Genomic DNA, 22,430 nt, shown 5'->3' with positions numbered 1-22,430 from the left:
TCACCTCTTGACGCGAGGCGCGGGCGCGGGACACTCCCGCGATGGAAGATATCAAAACGCCGACTGAAGCCGTCGACCGGCTAGAATTTCTGCACAATCGCGCCGTCACGGCGCTGATCGCCGCCATCCGCCGCTATGCGGAAGAGGGCGTGCCGCCGACCATCGAAGAGCGCGCGCTCTTTCGCTACCCAGAATTGCGCGTCACCTATCTGCCGGATGCGCCCGCGCCGCGTCTGGCGCGCGCCTATGGTCAGCTCACATGGCCGGGCGAGTACGCGGTCTCGATCACACAGCCCAAATATTTCCGCCGCTATCTGCTCGAACAATTGCAGTTGCTCGTCGACGATTACGGCGCCGAGCTCAGCGTGCGCGTCAGTGACAGCGAAATTCCGTACTCGTTCGTGCTCGACGCCGCCGGTGCGGCTGCTTTTGAGAACGTGCCGGCCGAAGAATTGGCGCGTTACTTTCCAAGCCCGCGCTTGACCCAAGTTGGCGACGCCGTGGTCGATGGTTTGCGGCTCGAACGTCTCGACGGCTCGCGTCCGCTCGCGCTCTTCGATGCGCCGCGCACCGATTACTCATTGAAGCGCATCGAGCACTATACTGGCGCGCCCTATGGCGATGTGCAGCCGTGGATATTGTTCACGAACTACCAGCGTTACGTCGATGAATTCATCCGCTGGGCGGCGGAGGGCGTAAGAAACGGACCCAAAGGCTGGGCGTTGTCCTGTCCGGGCGGCGTGCGCATCGAAGCTGGCGATCCCGACGCCGAGGCAAAAGCGCTGGCCGCGCCGTGGCGCAAGTATCAGATGCCGGCTTATCATTTGGCGACGCCGGACAATGACGGCGTGACGCTGGTGAACATCGGTGTCGGGCCATCCAATGCAAAAACCATCACCGATCACTTCGCGGTGCTGCGACCGCATTGTTGGCTGATGATTGGCCATTGCGGCGGATTGCGGCATACCCAACGCATCGGTGATTACGTGCTCGCCCACGCCTATCTGCGGCGCGATAAAATTCTCGATGATCGCGTCCCGCTCGAAGTGCCGATCCCGGCGATTGCTGAAGTGCAAATCGCGCTCCAGCAAGCGGCGACATCGGTTGCGGGCGACAAAGAGGATCTCCGCCGGCGTCTGCGCACTGGCACCGTGGTGTCCTACGCCGATCGCAACTGGGAGTTGAACTACAATCAAGAGCGCCAGCTGCTCTCGCAATCGCGCGCAGTCGCTGTCGATATGGAAAGCGCGTGTATCGCAACGCAAGGCTTTCGCCTGCGCGTGCCATACGGTGTGCTGCTCTGCATTTCCGACAAGCCCGCGCACGGCGAAATCAAGCTGCCCGGAGTTGCGGATCGCTTTTACGATAGCGCTGTGGGCGCGCACTTGCGCATCGGCCTCGAAACCATCGCGCTGCTCAAGCAAAATCGCGATCGCCTCCACTCGCGTAAACTCCGCGCCTTCGACGAGCCGCCCTTTAGGTAACGTCGAGATGTGGAGCCACGTTGGGCTTTGGGGCGGCCGAAGCTTTGCGCCATGTAATGCGATTGTTGGGATGAAAAGGCGATTTTGAATCCCAGCTGGGATGGATCGTAGTTGGGTATTTGCGCCTCAACCGAAAGCTCACCTCAGCGGCGACGGGTAGCTGTGTTTCAGAACGAAGCGGTTTGGGGTGTCGCTTGTTTCACTGCCCCACTGGAGAAGGGCAAGTTGTTGCACTTCGAAAGTCGCCCACTCCATCCGCAGTTTAAACTCATCGCGCACGCCACGCGCTGTGTGGAGCGCTTCTTCCAAGCGATGAGCGTTAGCGAGCACGATGGCATTGGCCCAGCGCCATCGATCGGTGAAACATCTCAGCAGACCCATCTTGGATGACCTTAGACGCTTCGCCCGCATCCATTGAGCGTACGGCCGTCGAAAATGACTTCCACCGTCGCCGGATAAGACTCGCCGCTCATTGCGTCTTGGCACGGCAAGCGGCGATAGGTGATCGAAAGCGCGTGGCCGTCAGCTTGCGTTTCAAATCGCGTCGCGTCTTCCGTGGGAGCGGTGGGCTCTGGAAGCGGAAATTCTAGATGCGTTTGGCCGTAGTCGAGTAACGCAACGATGCGGCCTTGCGTGTAGATGTCGACGATCCAGCCCGGCTCCTGGCCGATGGCGCGCAAATCGACACCAGCTGCGCGCGCCGTTTCCCAAGTCGGCATTTGCTCAAGCGCCGATTGCGTTGTCGTGGTCGCGGGCGCCTCCGCAGTCGTGGCCGGGGTCTCGGTTTGCGGTGAGCAGGCGGCGAGCGCCGCAACGAAGATCAATGCGCGCATCGGAAGTCTCCAATCATTGGGGCATCGGTTGCGCGGACTGTTCGCGCTGCGTGGGTTCGCAACGCACGTTGCCCCGGCTGCAATAGGCGTCGATCTGGGTATTCCAATCGGTGTTGACGATATTCATGCGTTCAACCACCGAATTATAGTTCGTGCGATGGCATTCAAGGATCTGCCGCGCCTGATCGAGCCAAGCGCCATACGCGGTGTTCGCGCTCGTCATGCGCTGTTGCGATGTGCTGGCGTTGGAGATGTCCGGCGCGGGCGGCAGATCGGGGCAGGTGGCCGGAGAAGAAGCCGCTGTTGTTTCCACCGCGGCCGGAACTTGTGCGGCTGCCGTCGTGCACAGCAAGGCGGCCGACACCGCGCACGTTACCAACACTCTCACCATCGGCGCCCTCCAACGGCTAGAAGCTAATCGTGGCGCTGCTTTTCGCACAACGAAAAACGCCGCCGCGTGTGACCGCGACGGCGTTCTGTCGTTCAGATCAGAGGATCAACGGCCGGTGAAGGCGCTGATCGTCACTTCGACGCGGCGGTTCGCGGCGGCCGAGCACGGCTGCGTGACCGGGCGCGTTTCGCCGAAGCCTTGCGTGATAATGCGCTGACGGATGACGCCGTTCGACGCGAGCACCGAAGCGACGTTGTTTGCGCGGCGCTCCGACAGGTCTTGGTTGTACGCATCGGCGCCGGTGCAATCGGCGAAGCCGTACACGTCAACCGTCGTTTGCTCGTACTCGCGCAGGATGCTGCCGGTGTTGTTCAGCACGGGCAGGAACTGGCTCTTCACCGAGTCACGGTTGAGGTCGAAGGTAAGGTCCGCCGGGAAGATCAGCAGGATCTTTTCCTGGTTGATGCGCTCAACGCCAACACCTGTGCCGGCAAGACGCTCGCGCAGGTTTTGATACGTGCGATCCATGTAGTTGCCGATGGCGCCGCCAGCGAGCGCGCCAATGACGCCACCGATGGCTGCGTTGCGACGATCATCGCCGCCGGCGAGCGTGCCGGCGCCTGCGCCGACGATCGCGCCGATAATGGCGCCGTTCGCGGTGCGATTTGCTTCGCGTTCACCCGTGACCGGATCGACGGTCGTGCAACCGACCACCGCCATCATTGCTGCCAAAGCGATTGCTGTTTTGCGGATCATTATTAGCCCTCCAAAAAATCAACTATGCGGGCGCGCCCTAAGGCCCGTTCCGGATCGGAACTTGGCGCCGGTAAAATGAGCGCGCGCTGAACGCGGAACTCAGTCGGGGGATCCCGATGCACTATAGCGACTTAAGCGCCCAAATTGTTCCATCAATACGTTTTCCACAGGCGCGGCGATGGCCCCGAGGTTGAGGCTGGGATCGCCGGAGACGCTATAAGTTATCGAGATTTTCGTCCCATTGGGGAGTGGTGCGACGGTAAAGGTCAGAACGCCGTTCGCGCCGATACCCTGAAGCGGGCCCAGACCGCCAATGGCGCGCAAAGTCCGCACGCCGTCACGCTCCATCACCATAACCACGCGCATGTGCTCAACCGATTGGCCGTTGCCCCAGCGTTCGCACCAACATCCCCCGGCGCGGGCGTCCAATCGGAGGCGCGAGGCGTCGCCGGAATAGGTGTGCGCCGAACTCCACCAGCGCTCGACCCGCACCAAGTGACGCCAAACCTCAGCCGGTGAGCTGGAAACCTCGGTCTCGGCCGAGATCGTGAAGCTGGAAGCAGAGGCGGCGGTTACTTCGGCCCGGGCCGCCGGCGTCATCAACAGGCCAACGGCAAACGCGGCGATCGCAAATAGGCGCATGAATGTCTCCCTGGGGGGCGCCGCTTTTGAACGCGTTTTCCAGTCCGGGCTCAACTCCAAGTCGGCCATTAACCAAAGTTCAGGGGCGATTTGACACAATCTTGCCTGCTTTGGTGACTTCCGCGTCCTCCCTGCCAGATAGCGCCAAGCGCGCACGCGCCTTGGCGAACGTCGCGCGTGCGCGGATCGCCAACACGTGGCTGCGGCTCGGCGCTTGCGGGATTGTCGCTGCAGTCGCCACTTCCATTGTTGGCGCCGCCACGCCGGTGCTTTGGTGGGTCGGGCTCATACCCATCCTGTTTTTGGATCGCTGGATATTTCAGCGCTTGCTGAAAGCGTGCCGCGCCGGTGATCCGCCGGCGCGCACACCGCGCCTACTCATCTGGACCATCGTGCAAAGCGTCTACGGCAACATCGTCGCTGCGATGCTGTGGTTCTCGCCCTACGTGCCAGGTGAGACGCTGGCGATCATCTATATCTTTGGCGGACTTGCGAACGCCGCCGCGACGTTGCGTTCATCTGTGCCGCTTTCCATTGCAGGGGCGGGGCCAACGATTGCGTTTCTCTTAGGATTGCCGGTTGGGGAATATGTGGCCAATGGCGCCACCAATCCGTTGGATCTGATGCCATTGATGGGCGGGCTGTTGCTGCTCGCTTTTGGCGTCAATCTTTGGAAAAGCTTACTCGCTTCTGACGCCGCACAACTTGAGGCGGAGGCTGCTGTTGTACGTGAACGGCAGACCGCCGCTGCAGCCGCCGCAGCGAAAAGCGGCATGATTCAGCGAATGAATGACGAATTACGCACGCCAATGACAGCGTTGTCAGGCGCTGCCGAGCACCTGCGCCGTGCCGCGCAATCGCCGGGCGCGCGCGCTCATATCGCCACCATCGTTCAAGCGAGCGAGGTTCTTCGCCTTGTGCTCAACGATCTTTCCGATCTCGATCAGCTCGAAAACGGTCAGGTGCGGATCGAGGCAAAGCCTGCGGATCCGCGCGACGTGCTGCGCGGCGTCGTCAGCGCCTTCAAGGCCGCGGCTCAAGATAAGAGTCTTGAGCTTTTCGTCGATGTCGATCCTGCAACGCCCGCCTTGCTTGAGATGGATGCGGCGCGCGTGCGCCAAGTGTTGTTCAATCTTCTCGCGAACGCGATCCGCTACACAACACATGGCGGCGTGCGCGTACGGATGAGCGCGCAGCCGGTTGATGCTGCAGTCGTTCGTTTGAGTTTCATCGTTGCCGATACAGGCGCAGGCATGTCGCGCTCGCAGCTTGCGCTCATCTTTGGGCGCGAGCGTCTCTGCGCCGAAGGGGAAGGCCCGGGGCTCGGGCTCGCCATCTCGATGCGCCTCGTGCGGCTGATGGGCGGCAAGCTCTCGGCCAAAAGCGAATTGGGCGAGGGGTCGGTCTTCTCTTTCGCACTCGATGTGCCGATCGCGGCTAGGCGCTCAACTTCAGCCGCCTAGAGCCGGCCGCTTGACGGAAATTTGCACTCGTGTTTTGCTATTGCGAGTGATTTGCAACTAAGGGCGCGCCATGCGCACGATCGCAACCTTGCTAGACGAGCCCGAAATCGAGGCCGACCCACCTGAGATAAGGCTGATCGGCGCAGCCTCCCTGGCGGCGCTGATGGCTGCGGCGCGCGAAAAGCTGGGCCGCCAGCGTGTGTTCTTGCGCCGTCCAAGCGCCGCTCCGGCAAAGCCGGAAGAGAGCCGCTAGCCCAGAAACGTCGCGAGCTTGCGCGCCAGCGCAGCCCGATTGCGGATCTCGCACTCCCAGATCACCAGCGCTGACCACCCCTCCCGTTTCAGCCTCTTCAGCGAAGCGCGATCGCGCGCGAGGTTGCGCTCGATCTTTGCGCGCCAATACGCTGCATTGTCCTTGGGTTGGCGCGCGCCGCGCTTGCAGTCGTGGCCGTGCCAGAAGCAACCGTGCACGAACACGACCTTAGCCATCGCGCCGAACACCAGGTCCGGTTTGCCTGGCAGCGCAGCGCCGTTCAATCGATAGCGTCTAGCGTAACCAGCCTCGCGCACCGCAGCACGCACGGCCCGTTCGGGCGCCGTATCGCGCGATTTCACCGCGCGCATCACCGCGGATCGTTTTTCCGGATCGAAGACGTCGGCGCGCACTAGGCGCTCTTACGCGCCGCCGCCGCTCCCGCGAGCGGGCTCAGCAGATTTTGTGAAAGCCAGCGCACAACCGGAACGCAGACCGCATCACCCACAAGATGAAGCGCGGCAGTCTGTCCGCTTGGGAGTGGATAGTGCTCGGGCACGCCCATCAAGCGCGCCGCTTCACGCGGTGAGATCAATCGCGAGCGCAAACTCTTGCCCTCGACGAACAGTAGAAGCTGCCGACTCGAGCCGCCGGTTGGCGTCCGCAAGCATCCGGCAAGCCCGTCAAATCGCGCTTCCGCGCGTTGCACGCGCTCGCCGTGTTCGATGCGGATACGGCGGAAAACAGCGCCAACTTCGCGTCTGCCGCTCTCTTGCAGTGCTTCGAGCCGGCTGCGCTGCAGTTCGCTCATTTGCGACACCAGCTTTGCTGTTTGCTCGGCGCTGTTCCAGGCGTCGCTGTGGTCATCGAGCAGATCGGCGAGGCGCGTGTTGCGCTTCGGCGGCGTGTTGAGCCGCCACCAAACATAATGCTTGCGCATACTGTCCGGCAGACGCGCGACGAGATTGCGCAAAGCTTGCCCATGAAATGGTTCGCTCGGTCCGGACGCAACAAGATGCGGCGGCGGACTACGCGCTGCGATGATGAATAGCCGCGGCCGCGATTGCGGCGTGAACATCGCCGCGTCGATCTCCAGCGCGCCGGCGCGGTATCCTAGATCATCGAGCGCATGCAGCAGCGCTGTGAAGTCAGCGCCGCCATGCGAACTCAAAAGTCCGCTGACGTTTTCCAGCGCCAGCACATCGGGTGCGCGCCCTTCGTGCTCAAGCTTTTCGATCAGCGCGTGGAAACCCCAGAAGGCGCCGGAGCGCGGGGCGGCCAAACCTCTGCGTGCGCCCGCGAGCGAAAGATCCTGACACGGGAATGAGGCCCACGCCAAAGCAGCCTTGCCCGGAAGCTTCGATGGCGTGAGCTTCCAGATGTCGCCTTCGTGCATGTCATCGCCCGGCGGGAATGCGGCGCGGTAGGCCGCGGCCTTGGTTCGGTCGATGTCATTTGCGAAAGCGCAGGCGAAATCGGGCTCGAGGCCCAAGCGGGCCAGGCCGCCACCCGCGAAAAACTCCCACAGTGGGGCGCCGGAATCACGCTGCATGGGGCTATACTAACCCCCATGAGGGTGCTGACATCCATCCGGATGGCAGAGCCAGATGGGGGAATGCCTATGCGGAGCTTGTTCCGCGGTGCGTTGGTTGGGCTCTTCTTGAGCGCCGCAGCTTTGTCAGCTTGCCAGCGCCAAGCGCCGGCCGGCGAAGAGGGGCCGTCCACACCAACAAACGCCGAGCGTGAAGCCGAAATCGCCGCCGAAACATTGGCGGCGCTTGGCGCACCAGCGAGCGCCGAGCAGCGCGCGGCCTACGAAGGCGAATTTCAGGCTTCTGGCGGTCTTGATGCGCTCGGCAACGCCGAAGGCGCTTGGGAGCTCACGCTGCTCAACGACTACGCGCAGTTCGCGCGTCCGGGTCTCGGCGAAGATGGCGGCATCCCTGGCGAGCGCGACTATCGCGAGCACGGCATGCGCGTTGTTGCAGGGCCCGTCACCATCACGATTTCGCAGCAGGCCTGCACCGCAAGCGGCGTCGAACTGCCGTACACCGCGCACGTCCTGTTTGAAGGCGTTGCCTACCAAGGTTGCGCGCGGCGCGGCGTCGTTGAAGGTGAGCGCCCAACTTGGGCTTCGCTGCTTCCCGAATTGATGCCCGCGATCAACACCTGCACCGAGCGCGCAAGCTCGCGTCCCGCGCGCGTTACCTTCGCGTCGGCGTTGGATGAAGGTGAAGTGCTTGTCCGCGTGCGCGAAGCTAATGGCTCGCGCCGCGAGTGCATCGTCACCGGCGGTGCGGTGTCCGTATATGAACCGTTGTCCGATGATGATCGGCGTAATGGCGAAGGCGAGCCTGAGTTTCAGCCTGGTGGATCTCGCCCTGCGGCGCGCAATTGCCGGACCGTCGAAGCCGCAACCGACCGCAGCGGCGCACAGCTCGGTTGGCTCATCCGCAATAGCTGCTAATTCGCCGCTTAGGTAAGCAAGCCGCTGATCCACTGGATGGCGTTGTCGATCACGGCAAGGCCAACACGCGTGCCGAGATAAACGGAAGCCACCGAAGCGATTGCCGCCGGGATCGTCAGCAGCATCAGCAGGCCGTCGCGCTGCAGCAGCGCCAGTGACGTCATCGCGACGGTCATGCCTGGCGGCCAGTTTGCGAACGGGATCGGCAAGATCAGCACCAGCGCCATCAGTAGCGTTTGCAGCCCGACGACGATCGTCACCGGAAACCGCGTCAGCCGCGACCAACGCGGCCGGATGAGATACTCAACGCGCTTCAGCGACGGGATGGCGAGATTGAATGTGCGGCGCAGTGCGCTGCAGTCGACCTGCCAGTCGCGCACCGGCTTTGGCACGAGCAAGCGGCGCGAGCCAAACACCATTTGCAGCGCAGGCGCCAGCATCAGCACGCCGAAAATCGTCGAGATACCGGGCACGTTCGGCACGCACATCGGCAAGGCCAGCACCAGCAACAGCATGCCGTGCGCACGTGAATCGAGCCGGTCGATCAGTTCGCCAACGCTGACGCTTTCGCCCGGAAACGCCTGGATCAAATCCTCAAGCAGCTCCGATGCGGGTCGCCCGCGATCTTCGGATGCGCCGTGTCGATCGGCGGAGGGGGCGGGAACCGGCATGTCCATGAGATTAGCCGTGACATGGGGCGCCTGATGGGTTTTGGCGAGTCTTTAGCGACGTTCAGACAGCATCAACCATACCAGCGTAGCTCACATGTTTGATGCAGCGCGCAACGGCGCTCCTTTCCCTGTGCTTCCTGGGCTCGGCATGTGCTGGGCCGCCGAACCCGCCTGCCGAATTGGCGGGTTTATGGAGCGCCGGGCCGGCTGCATGTGCTGCGGGTGTCGGCGTGCGTTTCGAGGCGGATGAGATCCAGCTCGTCTACGAAGACGAGACTCAAACTCTGTTCGATCATCCACGTTACAAATTGGAAAGCGGCGGCGAAACGTTTCGTGTTCGCATCATTTACCAATTGCCGCAGGTGACGGGTGGTGCGCGTGTCGCTGGCGCGCACGGCGTGCTTGTGTTGGCGCGTCAGCCAGATGGCAGCCTCGCGCCGCTCACGCACAGCATCATCGATGGCCGCACCGGCTCAGCGCGCATGCGCATTGCCGATGATCCAGCGGTTCAGGCGCTGACGCTTGCGCCATGCGGCGCGCATCCATGGCGCGAAGACCTGCGCGGCCGCGCGTAGAAAAACCGCCGGCCATTGCTGACCGGCGGTTCTCAAACTCAATCGCTATGAAGCGGTCGATTATTGTCCGGCTTGGCCGTTCGACGCTTGATAGGTTTCGCCGTTGCAGCGCGCGATTTCGTCGGCGTTCAGTTGTTGGCTGGCGGTGCCGTACGAGGCAATGCGCAGGCCGTCGGCTTGGCGCACGAATTGGCGGCACGAGCGGACGTTGGCGCCGTGGTCAGCGCGCGCAAGGCAGGTGTCGCCTTCGCAATCCCAGATCGTGTTGAGCGCGATGATGCGCGTTTGCTGCGCGACCGGCGCGGCGAGACGGATGGTGTAAACTTCGCGCGCGAAAGCGGGGGCGGCGAAAGCAGCGCTGATCACGGCAGCGGCGATAATCGAACGAATGGCGGACATTGGACCTACTCCTGGACTGGTCGCGCTGCTTGGGGAGGAGCGCTGGGCCTCTATGAATGGTTCGCTGATTGCTGACAAGAGAAAATTGAAGGAATGAGAAAATATTCATTGAATAATTGTTACGTAACGTCAGCTACAGCTCAGGTCGGCGGCTCCAACATGTTTAAAAAAGCCCAACCAGCGCGCCGTGGATGGGCTAGAATAGGCTGAGGCGGGACGCGTGCGGGGGCGAGCGCGTCGAAACGACAACAAGGGGACGTTTCGCGATGACGATCTACAAGTTTTCCGTTGGCGTAGTGCTCGCGGTGGCGATGGTGGCCGTGCTCGGCATGAGCGCGCTGGTGTTTAGCTCGCGCGACTTCCAGTTCGGCGTGGCGCAGATCTCGCCATCGACCAACGGTCTTATCTCCTTCGCCCAACTCGACGCCGCCGACCGTCAAATTCAACAACTGGAAGCGGAGAGCGCCGGTCCGCGCGGCGAACTCTTGGAAATCGATCAGCAGATCGCGTCGCTGGATGGCCAAGTGCAGAGTGCTCAGGCCAGCACCAACGAAGCACGCGCCGCAATGGTTGGCGCCATCGCTGACATCGAAACCCGCGCCAGTGTTCAAACCGCCGAAAGCTCAGCTGCTGATATGAGCGCCCAGGGCCTCTCGCAGCGTATCACTTCGCTCGCCTCGCGCCCTGGCCTGCCGCCCGCTGATCAGCAGGGCATCGCCAATTTGAGCGTTCAGGTTCAGCAATTGGCGTCACAAGAAGAAGCGCTCGACGACCGCAGCGCCGAACGTTCGGCTTTGGTGTCGCGCCAGCGTTTGGTGAGCGGTCAGGTCGCCGAAGCCAATCGACGCGTCTTCGCACTCCAGCAAACGGTCGTGCCGGATTACGAACATTATCAGCGCGTTCGCGGTGAAGCTTACGCGCTGCGATCCATGAGCCCGCTGGGTGCGAGCGCGTTCCTCGCCCAGGGCCACCCGGCGCTGCTCTCTACTGTCCTCGTGCTGCTCATGGGCGCACTTGGCTCGCTGCTTTATCTATTCCCGGCTTATCTCAACCGCCCCGTCCCGGTGACGATGGCCGAGATTGTCGTGCGTCTGATTTTCGGCATGTGCGCTGCGCTTGCCTTCTATGTGCTCGCCAACGCCGCCATTGCCGGCTTCTCAATCGCATCCTCGGTGCAACAGGCGACGACATCCTCCACGCTCAACCCGTTCACGGTATCTCTGGTTGGCATCGTGGCCGGCGTGCTCTCGGAAGATATAGCCAAGTGGATCCAGGATCGCGGGCGCGGTATCTTCCAGCAGGGCGGGGTCGCGTCCTCAGCGCCGGTGGCGCAACCGCCTGAGCCGGCGCCCACCGGCGGGCTCGTGAACAACAACGCCATCTCGTAACGGCGGCTATTATGACGCTGACGCCGCGATACGCGCTTTGACGCGCGCATCGCGGCGATTAGTGTGCGTGCAACAAAGTTGAGGAGGAGCCTGATGGGCCGCGCAGTTATCGTTTCTTACGCCCGCACGGGCCTCGCCAAGTCAGGCCGGGGCGGTTTCAACGATACGCACGGCGCCACCATGACGGGCCATGCGATCAAGCACGCTGTGGCGCGCTCCAAGATCGACCCCGCCGAGATTGAAGATGTCGTGATCGGCTGCGGCGCCCCCGAAGGCGCGACTGGTACGAACATCGCCCGTCTTTCGCTGATCCGCGCCGGCCTGCCGGTGACGAGTTCGGGCACGACCGTGAACCGCTTCTGTTCTTCGGGCCTCCAAGCGATCGCGCAAGCTTCGCACTACATCATGAACGAAGGCGCCAAGGCCGCTGTCGGCGGCGGCGTTGAATCGATCTCGCTGGTGCAGATGAGCGGTCAGGCCAACCGCTATCGCGTCACCGAAGAAGAGCTGATGAAGACCAAGCCCGAGCTTTGGATGGCGATGATCGAAACCGCCGACATCGTGGCAAAGCGCTACAATGTTGCTCGCGATTATCAGGACGAATATTCGCTGCGCTCGCAGCAACGCATCGCCGCCGCACAAGCCTCGGGCATCTTCAACGATGAGATCGTGCCGATGGCGACCAAGATGAAAGTCGTCAACAAGGAGACGAAAGAGGAGAGCTTCGTCGATTACACCGTCACGAAAGACGAGTGCAATCGCGCTGACACCACCCTTGAAGGCTTGGCCTCGCTGCAGCCGGTGCGTGGTCCGGGCAATTTCGTCACCGCCGGCAATGCGAGCCAGCTTTCGGATGGCGCTGCTGCTGTCGTCCTGATGGATGAAAAGGAAGCTGAAAAGCGCGGGCTTGAGCCGCTGGGCTTGTTCAAGGGTTTCGCTGTTGCCGGTTGTGAGCCTGATGAAATGGGCATTGGCCCGGTGTTCGCCGTACCGCGTCTGCTCGAACGCCAAGGCCTCAAAGTCGATGACATCGATCTTTGGGAGCTCAACGAAGCTTTCGCGTCGCAATGCCTCTATTCGCGTGATCGCCTCGGCATCGATCCGGAAAAGTACAACGTCAATGGCGGCTCCATCGCCATCGGCCACCCGTTCGGCATGACCGGCGCGCGTCTCGTTGGTCACGTTCTGCTCGAAGGCAAGCGCCGCAAGGCCAAGCACGCGGTCGTCACGATGTGCATCGGCGGCGGCATGGGCGCTGCGGGTCTCTTCGAGGTGTTCGCATGAGGTTTTTGATCGTTGTTGCGACGCTTGCGCTCGCGGCTTGCGGGCAAGAGGCGCAACAACGCGAGACCACAGAGGCGTACCCGGTGGTCGCGGCGCCTCAGACCAACACCATGATCGGCGCCGCCAGCGCGGCGGGCATCTCTAGTGCGGTGGCGATGAACGTCGACGCTGTGCGCCTCGCTGCGCCGAATTTCATTGTCGCGGAAGTGGACGATCAGGTTGAAGGCGAGCCTTTCAAGGCGATCACGCTTTCCGCGGGTGATGAGGAGGTGTTCCGCATCCTCCCGGCGGCTGATGGTCAGCATGCGCATTCGATTGTTACGCGCTCATCTCAGGCGCGCAGCGATGCCGGCGAAATTCCCGGTCAATCCAAGTTTGCCATTGCGCCACCAGAAGAGGTGAGCTTCTGCGCGACTGAATTGATCGACAACATGCCTGGCTTTGCGTGCTCAACAGCTGAGGACGGCCGCTTCTGGCGCGTTTATCGTTTGCCCGAAGGGGCCAGCCCCGCAGGCTCGTTCGATGAGATCGAGCCAGATTTGCTGCACGAAGCGACGCTCGTGGAAATGCGCTGGATCGCGCCGCGGGTTTAGTAAATCTGGCGCCCTTGAACATCGACGGCGACGACCGCTTCAGAGTACAGCCCCGCGCGAGCGAACCCTAGGTCGCGTATGGACGTCAGCACGCGCATAACGTCGCCGTAGGAAACGTTGCTGTATGGCCGAACGCAAATTCTGGCTGTCGTGTATAGCTCCTCGGCAGTGAGTGCAGGATTGTTGCGCGCCACTTGAAGCGTCAAGTCATCTCGCAGTGGCGGAAAGGTCGTGGTTACCCAATCCTGGCCGTTTGCAATCGTGATGACCGGTTCGGTCGCGTCGGGTGGCATCGCGATGCGGACGGTTGTTGGGCTTATGCCTTGCAAAACAATGGGCAGGGGATTGAGCGGCAAGTGATCGTCCCGCACCACCCTGGTTTGATCGGGAGTGAGCAGCGCCAAGGTGATAAATCCGGCCTCACGTAACGCGTCACGTGCGGATGCGAAGCGGCCATACGAGACGTCTTCGTCCGCACTGATGGCAATCCTGCAGAGCGATGTTTCGCGCCCGGCAATCATATAGGCGCCGGGGGCTGTCCCGCTCCAGCATTGTTCAATTGAACCGCCAGGAGTGTTGGCCAGCCATGCTTGGGCTGCTGTCTCTCCCAATTGCGCAAGCTGGACTTGTGCGCCGTCCACAAAATAGTGGGTCACGCCGTTTGTCGACGAGAGTGAAACAGTGGTTTGCCGAGCTGTGGCCCTGGTGGCGCCGGTCAGCGTTGCGAATGATCGAGCAGGCGGCGACCGCGAGCCCATGATCGCGTTGCTGTCGCAAGGGAGAACCGGTGTCGGCGGCGGCGTTTGGGCTGCGGATATCGTCGCGGTTAAGAGCAATGCGGCAATCGCGCTCGAGCAACATTTCAGTGGTTTGATGCCTGCGGTTTGCAACATCTAGGTCGTCAACTTGTGCACTGAGCTCGCAGTCGCGATGCGTTCGCCGGCGCTGGTGCGGAGCTCCGCGCTCATGAACACGAGCGTCCGCGTTTTGCGCACCAACGTCGCCCTGGCTGACCCAGCTTCACCGCCGCCCAGCACATCGACCGTGACCGACACCAGCGCCGTTGCACCTCCCGCTTCCTGTGTCGCTGCATTGGTAAGCGCGTCAACGAGGCGCGCCGTAATCTCGGACGCGCTCATTTCTTGCGCTTGATCGACAGGTTGATGCGCTCATGCGCGACCTCAAGCGTCGCCCATTCGCCGACACTGGCTTGCTTGCCCGGCTCAAGGTCTTTGTAATGACGGAAAAAGTGCGCGATCTGCGCAACCAGTAGCGGCGGCAAGTCTTCGTGCGTCTTCACGTCCTTATAGAACGGATTTAGCGCATCGACCGGCACCGCCAGAATCTTCTCGTCGACGCCTTTTTCGTCGCTCATCAGCAGCACGCCAACCGGGCGCGAGCGAATGACGCAACCAGCAACCACCGGCATCGGCGTCACCACCAGAATGTCCAGCGGATCGCCGTCATCGCCGAGGGTGTTCGGGATGAAGCCGTAATTGCTCGGATAGAGCATTGAGGTGTGCAAGAAGCGGTCGACGAACAGAGCGCCGGACTTTTGGTCGAGTTCGTATTTCACCGGGAGCCCGCCTTGCGGGATCTCAATGAACGCGTTGACCTCATGCGGCGGGTTGGGGCCTGGGGAGATGAAGCGGATGTCCATCCGCCACCTCTACATCAATCGTTGGCAGCCATAAACGGCTTAAGGATGCGGCTATTGTCGCCGTAGACCCGTACCGAGCGGCGTCTTCAAACTTTACAAATCTCACATCTCCTTTCTGAGAGGTGCGAGATCAGGAAATACAGGTGTGCGTTTCTGCGCTTTCGCGGCGAATGCTTCCATCATGTGTGGCGGCGAGAACATGCCAGCCTGCCATGTCGCAATATAATCGAGGCCATCCGCAATGGAGTGGTCGCGCGCGTGATTGATCATTCTTTTTGAGCCGGCAACTGCGACTGGCGCTTTGCTTGCGATTTCTTTCGCGAGCTCCAGGACGTGCGAAACCATTGCTTCCTGGGTTGCAAAGACGTCGTTCACCAGCCCGATTTCCTTAGCTTTTTGCGCGGGCAATCGCCGGCCCGCATACGCAAGTTCCCGCACCCAGCCTTCCGGAATGAGTTTGCACAAACGCGGAAAAGTTCCCACGTCTGCCGTCATGCCGATGTTGATCTCGGCGATCTGGAAGAACGCGTCTTCGGTGCAATAGCGAATATCGCAGGCGCTGGTCATATCGACGCCTGCGCCAATACAGCCGCCTTGGATCGCCGCGATCACCGGCATACGCGCATTGTCCAAGCAATTGAAGCTGTCCTGCAGCTTCAGCACGAATTGGCGGAAGGCCTCGGCGCGTGCGTATGCATCGCCGCCGCTGGCGCTGACGCCATCGCCATCGGTGAACACGGAAATGTCCATGCCGGCGGTGAAATGCTTGCCGGTGGAGGAGATGACAATCGCGCGCGCCTTGGCGTTGTCGCTGATGTCGTTCACGAGAACCGGCAGCTCATTCCAGAATGGGCGCGGCATGGCGTTGAACGCCTCCGGCCGGCTCAACTGAATGTGCGCGACATTGTTCTCGATGCTGAGCTTGAAGCAGGTGAGTTCGGTCATGGCGTGGGCTCCCTGAGCGTTGGCTAGCACGGGCGCGCTACAGCGTCATCGCTTCAGAGGCTAGCCCACCCGCGCCGACATGCCGCCATCGACCGGCAACAGCACGCCGGTGATGTATTTCGCTTCGTCTGACGCAAGGAAAAGCGCAGCGTTTGCGGTATCCCACGCATCGCCCATTTGCGCATTCAGGGGCACTTGGGCTGCGCGCTTGGCGCGCAAAGCCTCAACGTCAATGCGTCCGTCTTGGCTGTGGCCGGAAATCGCCATCGGCGTATCCATCAAGCCCGGCAGGATGGCGTTGCAACGCAGTCCGTGCTTGGCGTTCGCCAGCGCCACCGAAACCGTCAGCCGGTTCAGCGCGGCTTTCGAGACCTCGTACGCAATCATGCCTGAGCCTGCGAGAGAGGCGAGCGATGAGATGTTGACGATCGCGCCTTTGGCTTCGCGCAAAGCCGGCGTCGCGGCCTTGACCGTCAGCCACGCGCCTTTGAGGTTCACACTCATGATGCGGTCGAATGCGGCTTCGTCCGCCACATGCGCCGGGCCGTCGCCGCCGCCGCCAATGCCGACATTGTTGATCAGAATATCTACGCCGCCAAAGCGAGTATGCGCTTCGGCAACAATTGCCGCGCAAGCATCAGCGCTCGTAATATCAGCCTCGAACGCTGCGCCGCCGATTTCGTTCGCCGTGGCTTCAGCGCGCTCACCGATGCGATCTGTGCAAAGCACCTGCGCGCCTTCGCGTGCAAACAATGTCGCGATCGCACGCCCGTTTCCAATCGTGTCGCCCGGCGTCTGCCCGGCGCCAACCACGATCGCACGTTTTCCCGCTAATCTCATGCGGGCCTCTTTATGCGAACACAACGCCCGTCAGCACGGCCGCGTAATGCACACCCGCGGCAGTCATCACGAAGCCATGCCAGATGGCGCGGCGGAACGGCAGCCTTTCCCAAACATAGAACGGGATGCCGATCGTGTAGAGCAGTCCGCCAACTGCGAGCAGAATGACGCCCGCGAGCGGCACGTCTTCGATCATTGGCCTCATTGCGGCGACTACGAGCCAGCCCATGGCGACATAGAAAACGATCCAAATCTTTTTGCCGATCGATGGCAGGAAGAGTTTGCCCGCAGCGCCGACAATCGCCAGCGCCCAGATGATCGTCGTCATCGAGATCGCCCAGGCGCCGTCGAAGCGAATGGCGGTGAACGGCGTGTACGTGCCCGCAATCATGAGAAAGATCGCCGCGTGGTCGAAGCGTCGGAGCAAGCTCTTGCGCTTATGGTTCTCCGCCAAATTGTAGGCCATCGAGCAGCCGATCATGGTCATCACGCAAACAGCGTAGACCGCAACCGCGCTCGCCATCGGCAGGCCGCCTTGCCAGATCGCCAGCCCGAGCGCGGCGCCCACCGCGAACGTGAACAGCATCAGCGCCACGCCATGCACCCAGCCATCGACCAGCTTTTCAAGCCGGGTGGGGTAGTGGAGTTTCGGGATCAGGTCAGAAAGCGTCATCGCCTTGATAATGGCCGGTTTGCCAGCGTTTGTCAGGACGGCTCGGCTGACAGTTTACGACCGAATGTGACGATCCAGCGTCCATTCGGTCCGCGAAAGCGGCTGCGCTAGACTGGCGTCATGAAGAATCACCTGGATCGGCGCGTGTTTGTAGCGGCTTTGCTGGCGGCCACGCCCGCCTTCGCGCAGCGCCCCTTGCTCGACGGGTTGACGCAGGGCGATGCAAGCCGCGGCATCAAGGACGCGCTTTCGCTCGCTTCCATGAACGCCACCAATCGTCTGGCGCAGCCCAACGGCTTTTGGGGAAACCCGCAAGTGCGAATCCCGTTGCCGGGCTTGCTGGGGCAGTCGCAGCGAACCTTGGGCCGCATGGGCATGTCGGCGCCGCTCGATCAGCTCCAGGAAAATTTGAACCACGCAGCCGAGTCCGTGATGCCGCAAGCGGCGGGGCTCTTTAACACGGCCGTGCGCAACATCACGATCGCCGACGCAATCGATATCGTGCGCGGCGGTGACGATAGCGCCACGCGCTATCTGCGCGGCAGCACCGAGCGCCGGCTCACCACCTTGCTGAAGCCGCCAATGACGCGCGCGCTCACCGACTCCGGTGCGTTTACGATTATGCGTTCGGCGCTCCGCCAGGTCGGCTTGTCCAGCATGACCACGGACTTGCGCCGTGAGGTCATCGATTTTTCGACCACCAAGGCGCTCGACGGCTGCTTCCACTATATCGCCGAAGAAGAGCGCGCCATTCGTCGCGACCCATGGCGGCGAACGACGGATATCTTGCGCCGCGTGTTCGGCTAGGCTGCTTGACCTTAACACTTTCCTCGCCATGGTCCGCGCCGTGAGTTCAGCACCAGAAACTTTCCGCCGCGTCTCGTTCGAGGTTCCGGGCGGACGCATGGCCGGCATCGCTTTCGGCGCTCAAACCGCAACGCCGGATATCGTGTTCATTCACGCCACCGGCTTTAACGCGCGCACCTATCGCGTATTGCTTGAGCCGCTCGGCGAGCGCTTTCATGTCTTGGCGCTCGATGCGCGCGGCCACGGCCTCACAACGCTGCCGCACAAGCTTTTCAGCTACACATCCTGGAAGCGTCACCGCGACGATCTCATCGCTGTGCTGGAGCACTTCACCGCGCCGGTCACGCTCGCGGGCCATTCGATGGGCGCCACGATCAGCCTTTTGACCGCAGGCGTCCGCACCGATCTCGTGAACGGCCTTGCCTTATTGGAGCCGGTGATCTTGCCGGCCGCTGCGTACGCGGGTTCGCAACTGCCGTTCGGGCCGCAATTGCAGCGCATGACGATGCCGTTGGCGCGTGGCGCAGCGGCGCGGCGCAACCAATTCGCCAGCCGCGAAGAGGCGCTTGTCGGTTTGACCGGCCGCGGCATCTTCAAGACCTTCCCCGCCGAAGTGATCGCCGATTATGTCGCCGATGGCTTGGTCGAAGATGGCGCCGGTGGATTCAAACTCGCCTGCGCGCCTGCGTTCGAAGCCGCTACCTACACCGCCCAGCGCCACGATCCTTGGGGCGCTCTGCGGAAGGTCACCGATCCGCTTGTGCTTTTGCGCGCCGAGAAGGGCTCCACCATCTCTGAAGCGGCTATGCACCGTGTCGCTGCGATCAAAGCCGATGCACGCGTCGCCACCGTTGAAGGCGCCAGCCACATGCTGCCCATGGAGCGCCCGGATCGCGCCCGCGCTGCCATTGAAAGCGCCGCTTTGATGGCGCGTCAGGGGCGCAAGTACCACGATGCGCTGGTGCAATAGCCATGCTGCGGATCGCGCGCCTTTGCTTCGCGATCCCAGCGCTTTTGATCGCCGCATGCGCCAGCCTTGCTGAAGGGGCGCGCCCTCTCACCGCGTTCGTCGGTGTAACGCTTATCACCGCCTACGGTGAACCTCATCGCGAAAATCAGACCGTTCTCGTTCGCGACGATCGCATCCTCGAAGTCGGGGATATGGGCGAGGTTTTCATCCCTTGGGGATCGCATGAGGTAGATGGCGGAGGCCGTGTGTTGGCGCCGGGCCTGGTTGACATGCATGTGCACATCTTCATGCCCGACGACGGCGTGCTGTTTCTCGCCAATGGCGTCACCACAGTCCGCAACATGTCCGACCGTGCGGAAACAATTGTGCTGGCAGCTGAAATCGACGCGGGTACGCGCCCCGGGCCTCGCATTTATTCCAGCACGCCAATCATCGATGGGCCGCAGGCCGATTGGGAAAATCCGCGCGCGACCCGCTCTGCCGACGACATGCGGCGGCGCATCGCCGAATTGGACAATTCCGAACATGTCGGTGTGAAACTCTATGAAAATCTATCGCGTGAGGCCTTTGTCGCCGGCGTCGAGGAGGCGCGTGCGCGGCAGATGCAGGTTTATGCGCACGTACCGTTCTCGATGTCGCTCAGTGATGTTTTGGCGCTGGGTATCGATAGCGTTGAGCATCTCACCGGCTTTGACCGCGCCTTGGCGCCCGCCTCGCAAAGCTCTTGGGACGAGCAGCGCTGGGCAGAGATGGACGCTAGCCGCGTCGCGCCCGTCGTTCGCGAAGTTGCCGCAAGCGGCGTGTGGAACGATTCAACTCTGATCACGGCAATCGGGGCGCGCCGCGCCTTTGCCGACATGCAAGCCGCGCAAGCCGAGCCGCTCTATCGCTACGCAACGCCGCGTCTGCGCGCGCACTGGCGCGCCATCCAGGCCGACGAAGCCGCTGAGCGCGATCCGGCTGAAACTTGGGCCGTCGTGCAACTTGCCCACGCTGCGCGTCTTGAAGTCGTTCGCGCACTGCATGAAGCCGGTGCGCCTCTGCTCTTCGGCACAGATGCGCCGCAGCCCTTCATCTATCCCGGCTACTCATTGCACGATGAGTTTGCGCTGCATCTTGATGCGGGGTTGACGCCAACGGATATATTGCGCGCCGACACTGAAGGGTCCGCGAATTTCTTGAACGAGCAGGGCGTATTCGGCCGCATCGAACCCGGCGCCCGTGCTGACCTGCTCTTGCTCGACCGCGATCCTGAAGCAGATCTAAGCACGTTGCGTGCGCCGCAAGGCGTTATGGCGGCTGGTCGTTGGTACGATGCCGTGACATTGCAGCGTATGCTCGGCGACATCGCCGCACGCATCGCGGCTGAAACCGCGCACTAAGGGCGCAAGCCAGGCGCCACGAGTTTTGAAACCCGCCCACGCGCCTCCGGGCTCGGCGTGAGCGCTTTGCGCGTGTTGACGTCGAACGTCAGCGCCACTGCTTCCATGCTGGCCCACGCAATGCCGGACTCCGGATCAAGCAGCCAGTGGACGATGCGCAGCGTCTTCTCGCCGATTTCGGCGATGCCGGAGTGAACTTCGATAAGCTCACCCGCGCGCGGAAACTTGCGGAATACAAAGCGGCCTTCGACCACGGCGCCCGCGGGCTGCACCCCATCGCTCGCCGCCGCTTGGCGCCACGGGGCCAGCAAATTCGGCACGCTATCGGAAATGCGGCCAACGAAGTGCTCGCCGCGCAAACGTCCGAGCGGATCGCACTGATCGGGATAAACCAACGCGCCACCGATACGTTGAACCCCAATCGTCGCCGCGTTCGCCAGCGATGCATCTGCGATTGGCTGGTTAACGTCGATTGAGCGAGGCTTGGCGTGCTCTGGCAATTTGCACTTCAGTTTCTTGGCTGCATCACGTGAGCGCGCCGACCATGGAAAGCTCCGCAAACCGCGCGTTTCCACGTGCCGCACCTTGAAGGTGAACGCCGTGCCCGGCGCGCCATCGTGATGGCGCATGTCGAAGCACAAGGTTGCGTCGCTTTCCCCCATCTCGACGACGCCGCCATGCATGATCAATGGCGCACCAGGCCGCGCTTCCTTGATGAATCGCACATGCGCTTCTTGCGCGATCAAGGTCGAGCCGGCGTTCTCGGTGAACGCATGCGGCAGCTCAAGCGCGCGCGCCATATGCGCAAGCCCGGTAAAGGCGCGCTCCATATGGAAGCGGATATTTAGATGGCCGCCGTCGTCACACTCCCAGGTGTTGACGCTGCCCTGATAAAGCGGCGTGGGCAGGGGCGTTGGATAGCTCACGCTGCTTGCTGGCACTGCGCACAAAGTCCGCTGGCTTCGATCATGGTGCGGCGAATGGAAAAGCCGTCTTTCTTGGCCGCATCCGCAAGGTCGATGAGTGCGTGGCCGGCATCGAATTCTTCGGCTCCACCGCACTTCTCGCAGATTAGAAAGATGGTCGACCGCTCGCAGGCGCCGACTTCGCACGCCATGAACGCGTTCAAACTTTCGATGCGATGCGCGAGGCCCATCCGCACGAGAAAATCGAGCGCGCGATACACCGTCGGTGGCTTTGCCGATTTGTCGGCATCGATCAGCGGCAAGAGATCGTACGCTTTCGCTGGACCATGTTGCTCAAGCAGAAGCTCAAGAACGCGGCGGCGCAACGGCGTGAAGCTTTCGCCAGCGTCGGCGCAACGTTTTTCAGCTTCAGCGATCTGGGCAGTGTGATTGTGGGCGTGAGCCATTTGATTTCATGATTGCAGGGTGCGCGTTCGACGGAAAGATGGGGGCCCCAGCACGCGAATTTGAGATCGGCCTCGCAATAGAACTTTACAAGAACATATGAGTCGCGTATCAAACTGGAACATACAGCGAACGAAGTAATCTATTGAACGGGGGCGTCCGATGACCGAAGCAATTTTCCGTGGAATTTCAGGTCGCTTGCATCGTTTCAGCGTGCATCGCCCGCACGAGCAATTCGCTGTCGCGCCTGCCGTTTATTGCTTCGCGCGTCCGGGGCCTGGCGGCCGCGGCTGGACGCCGCTCTTCCTCTCCCGGACCGGCAATCTGGCAAAGCGCTTGGCCAGCCACGAGCAATGGCCGGAAGCCCAGCTCCTCGGCGCAACCCACATCCTCATCCATCAGCATGACGAGCGCGACGCGCGCGAATACGTCGAAGCAGATCTCGCCGAGGCGCTGCGCCCGTCAATGAACGGTCCGTTCTTCGACGCCGAACTCACCGAGACCGCCGAAGAAGGCGTCGTACGCCTCGTCTGGGCCGCGTGATGGCAGAGACTTTCCCCTCCCCGAGGGGAGGGGAAAGGCGC

General features: G+C 62.0%; 29 protein-coding genes. 13 read left to right on the top strand and 16 right to left on the bottom strand.

Annotated elements, in window-relative coordinates; genetic code table 11:
* Positions 1–41: 41 nt before the first annotated feature.
* Positions 42–1,484, top strand: coding sequence for an AMP nucleosidase (locus ATE48_RS05030; RefSeq protein WP_066768432.1), 1,443 nt, complete (start codon positions 42–44; stop codon positions 1,482–1,484).
* Between the two features lie 392 nt (positions 1,485–1,876).
* Here the strand turns inward: ATE48_RS05030 and ATE48_RS05020 are convergent, their stop codons facing one another.
* The 4 genes from ATE48_RS05020 to ATE48_RS05005 form a co-directional block, all read right to left on the bottom strand.
* Positions 1,877–2,317, bottom strand: a complete 441-nt coding sequence (locus ATE48_RS05020) for a COG3650 family protein (protein ID WP_066768423.1) — start codon at positions 2,315–2,317, stop codon at positions 1,877–1,879.
* A gap of 13 nt (positions 2,318–2,330) precedes the next feature.
* On the bottom strand, positions 2,331–2,708 hold the full coding sequence (locus tag ATE48_RS05015) for a hypothetical protein (protein ID WP_156767608.1): 378 nt from the start codon (positions 2,706–2,708) through the stop codon (positions 2,331–2,333).
* A 105-nt stretch (positions 2,709–2,813) separates the two neighbouring features.
* On the bottom strand, positions 2,814–3,464 hold the full coding sequence (locus ATE48_RS05010; protein ID WP_066768414.1) for a YiaD family glycine zipper/OmpA-like lipoprotein: 651 nt from the start codon (positions 3,462–3,464) through the stop codon (positions 2,814–2,816).
* Positions 3,465–3,563: 99 nt separating this feature from the next.
* Positions 3,564–4,106, bottom strand: coding sequence for an SRPBCC family protein (locus ATE48_RS05005; RefSeq protein WP_066768406.1), 543 nt, complete (start codon positions 4,104–4,106; stop codon positions 3,564–3,566).
* 161 nt (positions 4,107–4,267) lie between these two features.
* Here ATE48_RS05005 and ATE48_RS05000 point away from each other — a divergent pair, with 161 nt between their 5' ends.
* Together ATE48_RS05000 and ATE48_RS04995 are read left to right on the top strand one after the other, a co-directional pair.
* Positions 4,268–5,569 carry a sensor histidine kinase gene (locus ATE48_RS05000; RefSeq protein ID WP_066768404.1) on the top strand — a complete coding sequence of 434 codons (1,302 nt, stop codon included), beginning with the start codon at positions 4,268–4,270 and terminating at the stop codon, positions 5,567–5,569.
* 70 nt (positions 5,570–5,639) lie between these two features.
* On the top strand, positions 5,640–5,822 hold the full coding sequence (locus ATE48_RS04995) for a hypothetical protein (protein WP_066768402.1): 183 nt from the start codon (positions 5,640–5,642) through the stop codon (positions 5,820–5,822).
* Here ATE48_RS04995 and ATE48_RS04990 read toward each other — a convergent pair.
* Positions 5,819–6,235 (bottom strand): very short patch repair endonuclease, encoded by a 417-nt coding sequence (locus tag ATE48_RS04990; protein WP_228126796.1) that lies wholly within the window; start codon positions 6,233–6,235, stop codon positions 5,819–5,821. The two genes, ATE48_RS04995 and ATE48_RS04990, sit on opposite strands and share 4 nt — an antisense overlap.
* The gene (locus ATE48_RS04985; RefSeq protein ID WP_066768399.1) at positions 6,235–7,374 is read right to left on the bottom strand and encodes a DNA cytosine methyltransferase; all 1,140 of its coding nucleotides are present in this window, start codon (positions 7,372–7,374) and stop codon (positions 6,235–6,237) included. The genes ATE48_RS04990 and ATE48_RS04985 overlap by 1 nt, the downstream gene beginning before the upstream one ends.
* Before the next feature lie 69 nt (positions 7,375–7,443).
* On the opposite strand from ATE48_RS04985, the gene ATE48_RS04980 reads away from it, so the two are divergent.
* A complete protein-coding gene (locus ATE48_RS04980) occupies positions 7,444–8,289 on the top strand; it encodes a hypothetical protein (protein ID WP_066768397.1) in 846 nt (281 codons plus the stop codon).
* An 8-nt stretch (positions 8,290–8,297) separates the two neighbouring features.
* Here ATE48_RS04980 and ATE48_RS04975 read toward each other — a convergent pair whose 3' ends face one another.
* A complete protein-coding gene (locus ATE48_RS04975; RefSeq protein WP_083197161.1) occupies positions 8,298–8,966 on the bottom strand; it encodes an exopolysaccharide biosynthesis protein in 669 nt (222 codons plus the stop codon).
* Between the two features lie 95 nt (positions 8,967–9,061).
* On the opposite strand from ATE48_RS04975, the gene ATE48_RS04970 reads away from it, so the two are divergent.
* Positions 9,062–9,535, top strand: coding sequence for a hypothetical protein (locus ATE48_RS04970; RefSeq protein WP_156767607.1), 474 nt, complete (start codon positions 9,062–9,064; stop codon positions 9,533–9,535).
* 60 nt (positions 9,536–9,595) lie between these two features.
* Here the strand turns inward: ATE48_RS04970 and ATE48_RS04965 are convergent, their stop codons facing one another.
* The gene (locus ATE48_RS04965; RefSeq protein ID WP_066768392.1) at positions 9,596–9,934 is read right to left on the bottom strand and encodes a DUF8200 family protein; all 339 of its coding nucleotides are present in this window, start codon (positions 9,932–9,934) and stop codon (positions 9,596–9,598) included.
* A gap of 266 nt (positions 9,935–10,200) precedes the next feature.
* On the opposite strand from ATE48_RS04965, the gene ATE48_RS04960 reads away from it, so the two are divergent.
* The 3 genes from ATE48_RS04960 (at position 10,201) to ATE48_RS04950 (ending at position 13,199) form a co-directional block, all read left to right on the top strand.
* The gene (locus ATE48_RS04960; RefSeq protein ID WP_066768389.1) at positions 10,201–11,322 is read left to right on the top strand and encodes a hypothetical protein; all 1,122 of its coding nucleotides are present in this window, start codon (positions 10,201–10,203) and stop codon (positions 11,320–11,322) included.
* A gap of 93 nt (positions 11,323–11,415) precedes the next feature.
* Positions 11,416–12,606, top strand: coding sequence for an acetyl-CoA C-acyltransferase (locus ATE48_RS04955; protein ID WP_066768386.1), 1,191 nt, complete (start codon positions 11,416–11,418; stop codon positions 12,604–12,606).
* The gene (locus tag ATE48_RS04950; RefSeq protein ID WP_066768383.1) at positions 12,603–13,199 is read left to right on the top strand and encodes a hypothetical protein; all 597 of its coding nucleotides are present in this window, start codon (positions 12,603–12,605) and stop codon (positions 13,197–13,199) included. The genes ATE48_RS04955 and ATE48_RS04950 overlap by 4 nt, the downstream gene beginning before the upstream one ends.
* Here ATE48_RS04950 and ATE48_RS04945 read toward each other — a convergent pair.
* Positions 13,196–13,840 (bottom strand): hypothetical protein, encoded by a 645-nt coding sequence (locus ATE48_RS04945; protein ID WP_156767606.1) that lies wholly within the window; start codon positions 13,838–13,840, stop codon positions 13,196–13,198. The genes ATE48_RS04950 and ATE48_RS04945 overlap by 4 nt on opposite strands.
* Before the next feature lie 40 nt (positions 13,841–13,880).
* Here ATE48_RS04945 and ATE48_RS04940 point away from each other — a divergent pair, with 40 nt between their 5' ends.
* Positions 13,881–14,096: a hypothetical protein gene (locus tag ATE48_RS04940; RefSeq protein WP_156767605.1), complete on the top strand. Its 216-nt coding sequence runs from the start codon at positions 13,881–13,883 to the stop codon at positions 14,094–14,096.
* Here ATE48_RS04940 and ATE48_RS04935 read toward each other — a convergent pair.
* The 5 genes from ATE48_RS04935 to trhA form a co-directional block, all read right to left on the bottom strand.
* Positions 14,093–14,338, bottom strand: a complete 246-nt coding sequence (locus tag ATE48_RS04935; RefSeq protein ID WP_066768372.1) for a hypothetical protein — start codon at positions 14,336–14,338, stop codon at positions 14,093–14,095. The two genes, ATE48_RS04940 and ATE48_RS04935, sit on opposite strands and share 4 nt — an antisense overlap.
* Positions 14,335–14,859: an inorganic diphosphatase gene (gene ppa, locus ATE48_RS04930; protein ID WP_066768369.1), complete on the bottom strand. Its 525-nt coding sequence runs from the start codon at positions 14,857–14,859 to the stop codon at positions 14,335–14,337. The genes ATE48_RS04935 and ppa overlap by 4 nt, the downstream gene beginning before the upstream one ends.
* A gap of 102 nt (positions 14,860–14,961) precedes the next feature.
* On the bottom strand, positions 14,962–15,804 hold the full coding sequence (locus tag ATE48_RS04925) for a crotonase/enoyl-CoA hydratase family protein (protein WP_066768366.1): 843 nt from the start codon (positions 15,802–15,804) through the stop codon (positions 14,962–14,964).
* 60 nt (positions 15,805–15,864) lie between these two features.
* Positions 15,865–16,644: an SDR family NAD(P)-dependent oxidoreductase gene (locus tag ATE48_RS04920; protein WP_066768363.1), complete on the bottom strand. Its 780-nt coding sequence runs from the start codon at positions 16,642–16,644 to the stop codon at positions 15,865–15,867.
* 10 nt (positions 16,645–16,654) lie between these two features.
* Entirely contained in the window at positions 16,655–17,317 is a 663-nt protein-coding gene (trhA, locus tag ATE48_RS04915; protein ID WP_066768360.1) for a PAQR family membrane homeostasis protein TrhA, read from the bottom strand.
* Between the two features lie 120 nt (positions 17,318–17,437).
* Here trhA and ATE48_RS04910 point away from each other — a divergent pair, with 120 nt between their 5' ends.
* From ATE48_RS04910 to ATE48_RS04900, 3 genes are read left to right on the top strand one after another with little or no spacing between them, the layout of a single operon-like run.
* A complete protein-coding gene (locus tag ATE48_RS04910) occupies positions 17,438–18,124 on the top strand; it encodes a DUF4197 domain-containing protein (RefSeq protein WP_066768353.1) in 687 nt (228 codons plus the stop codon).
* A 40-nt stretch (positions 18,125–18,164) separates the two neighbouring features.
* Positions 18,165–19,094, top strand: coding sequence for an alpha/beta fold hydrolase (locus tag ATE48_RS04905; protein WP_228126795.1), 930 nt, complete (start codon positions 18,165–18,167; stop codon positions 19,092–19,094).
* A gap of 2 nt (positions 19,095–19,096) precedes the next feature.
* Positions 19,097–20,476, top strand: coding sequence for an amidohydrolase family protein (locus tag ATE48_RS04900; RefSeq protein ID WP_066768351.1), 1,380 nt, complete (start codon positions 19,097–19,099; stop codon positions 20,474–20,476).
* On the opposite strand, the gene ATE48_RS04895 is transcribed toward ATE48_RS04900, so the two are convergent.
* Both ATE48_RS04895 and ATE48_RS04890 read right to left on the bottom strand, forming a co-directional pair.
* On the bottom strand, positions 20,473–21,402 hold the full coding sequence (locus tag ATE48_RS04895) for an acyl-ACP thioesterase (RefSeq protein ID WP_066768349.1): 930 nt from the start codon (positions 21,400–21,402) through the stop codon (positions 20,473–20,475). The genes ATE48_RS04900 and ATE48_RS04895 overlap by 4 nt on opposite strands.
* Positions 21,399–21,848: a transcriptional repressor gene (locus tag ATE48_RS04890; protein ID WP_066768347.1), complete on the bottom strand. Its 450-nt coding sequence runs from the start codon at positions 21,846–21,848 to the stop codon at positions 21,399–21,401. Before ATE48_RS04890 ends, ATE48_RS04895 begins: the two co-directional genes overlap by 4 nt.
* A gap of 160 nt (positions 21,849–22,008) precedes the next feature.
* On the opposite strand from ATE48_RS04890, the gene ATE48_RS04885 reads away from it, so the two are divergent.
* Positions 22,009–22,389, top strand: a complete 381-nt coding sequence (locus tag ATE48_RS04885) for a hypothetical protein (RefSeq protein WP_066768345.1) — start codon at positions 22,009–22,011, stop codon at positions 22,387–22,389.
* The last annotated feature ends 41 nt before the right edge of the window (positions 22,390–22,430 follow it).

Origin of the sequence: Candidatus Viadribacter manganicus (genome assembly GCF_001679665.1) — a bacterium.
GTDB lineage: Bacteria > Pseudomonadota > Alphaproteobacteria > Caulobacterales > Aquidulcibacteraceae > Vitreimonas > Vitreimonas manganica.
Note: the sequence above shows the minus strand (reverse complement) of the source record. Positions and strands in the feature narration are given on the sequence as shown.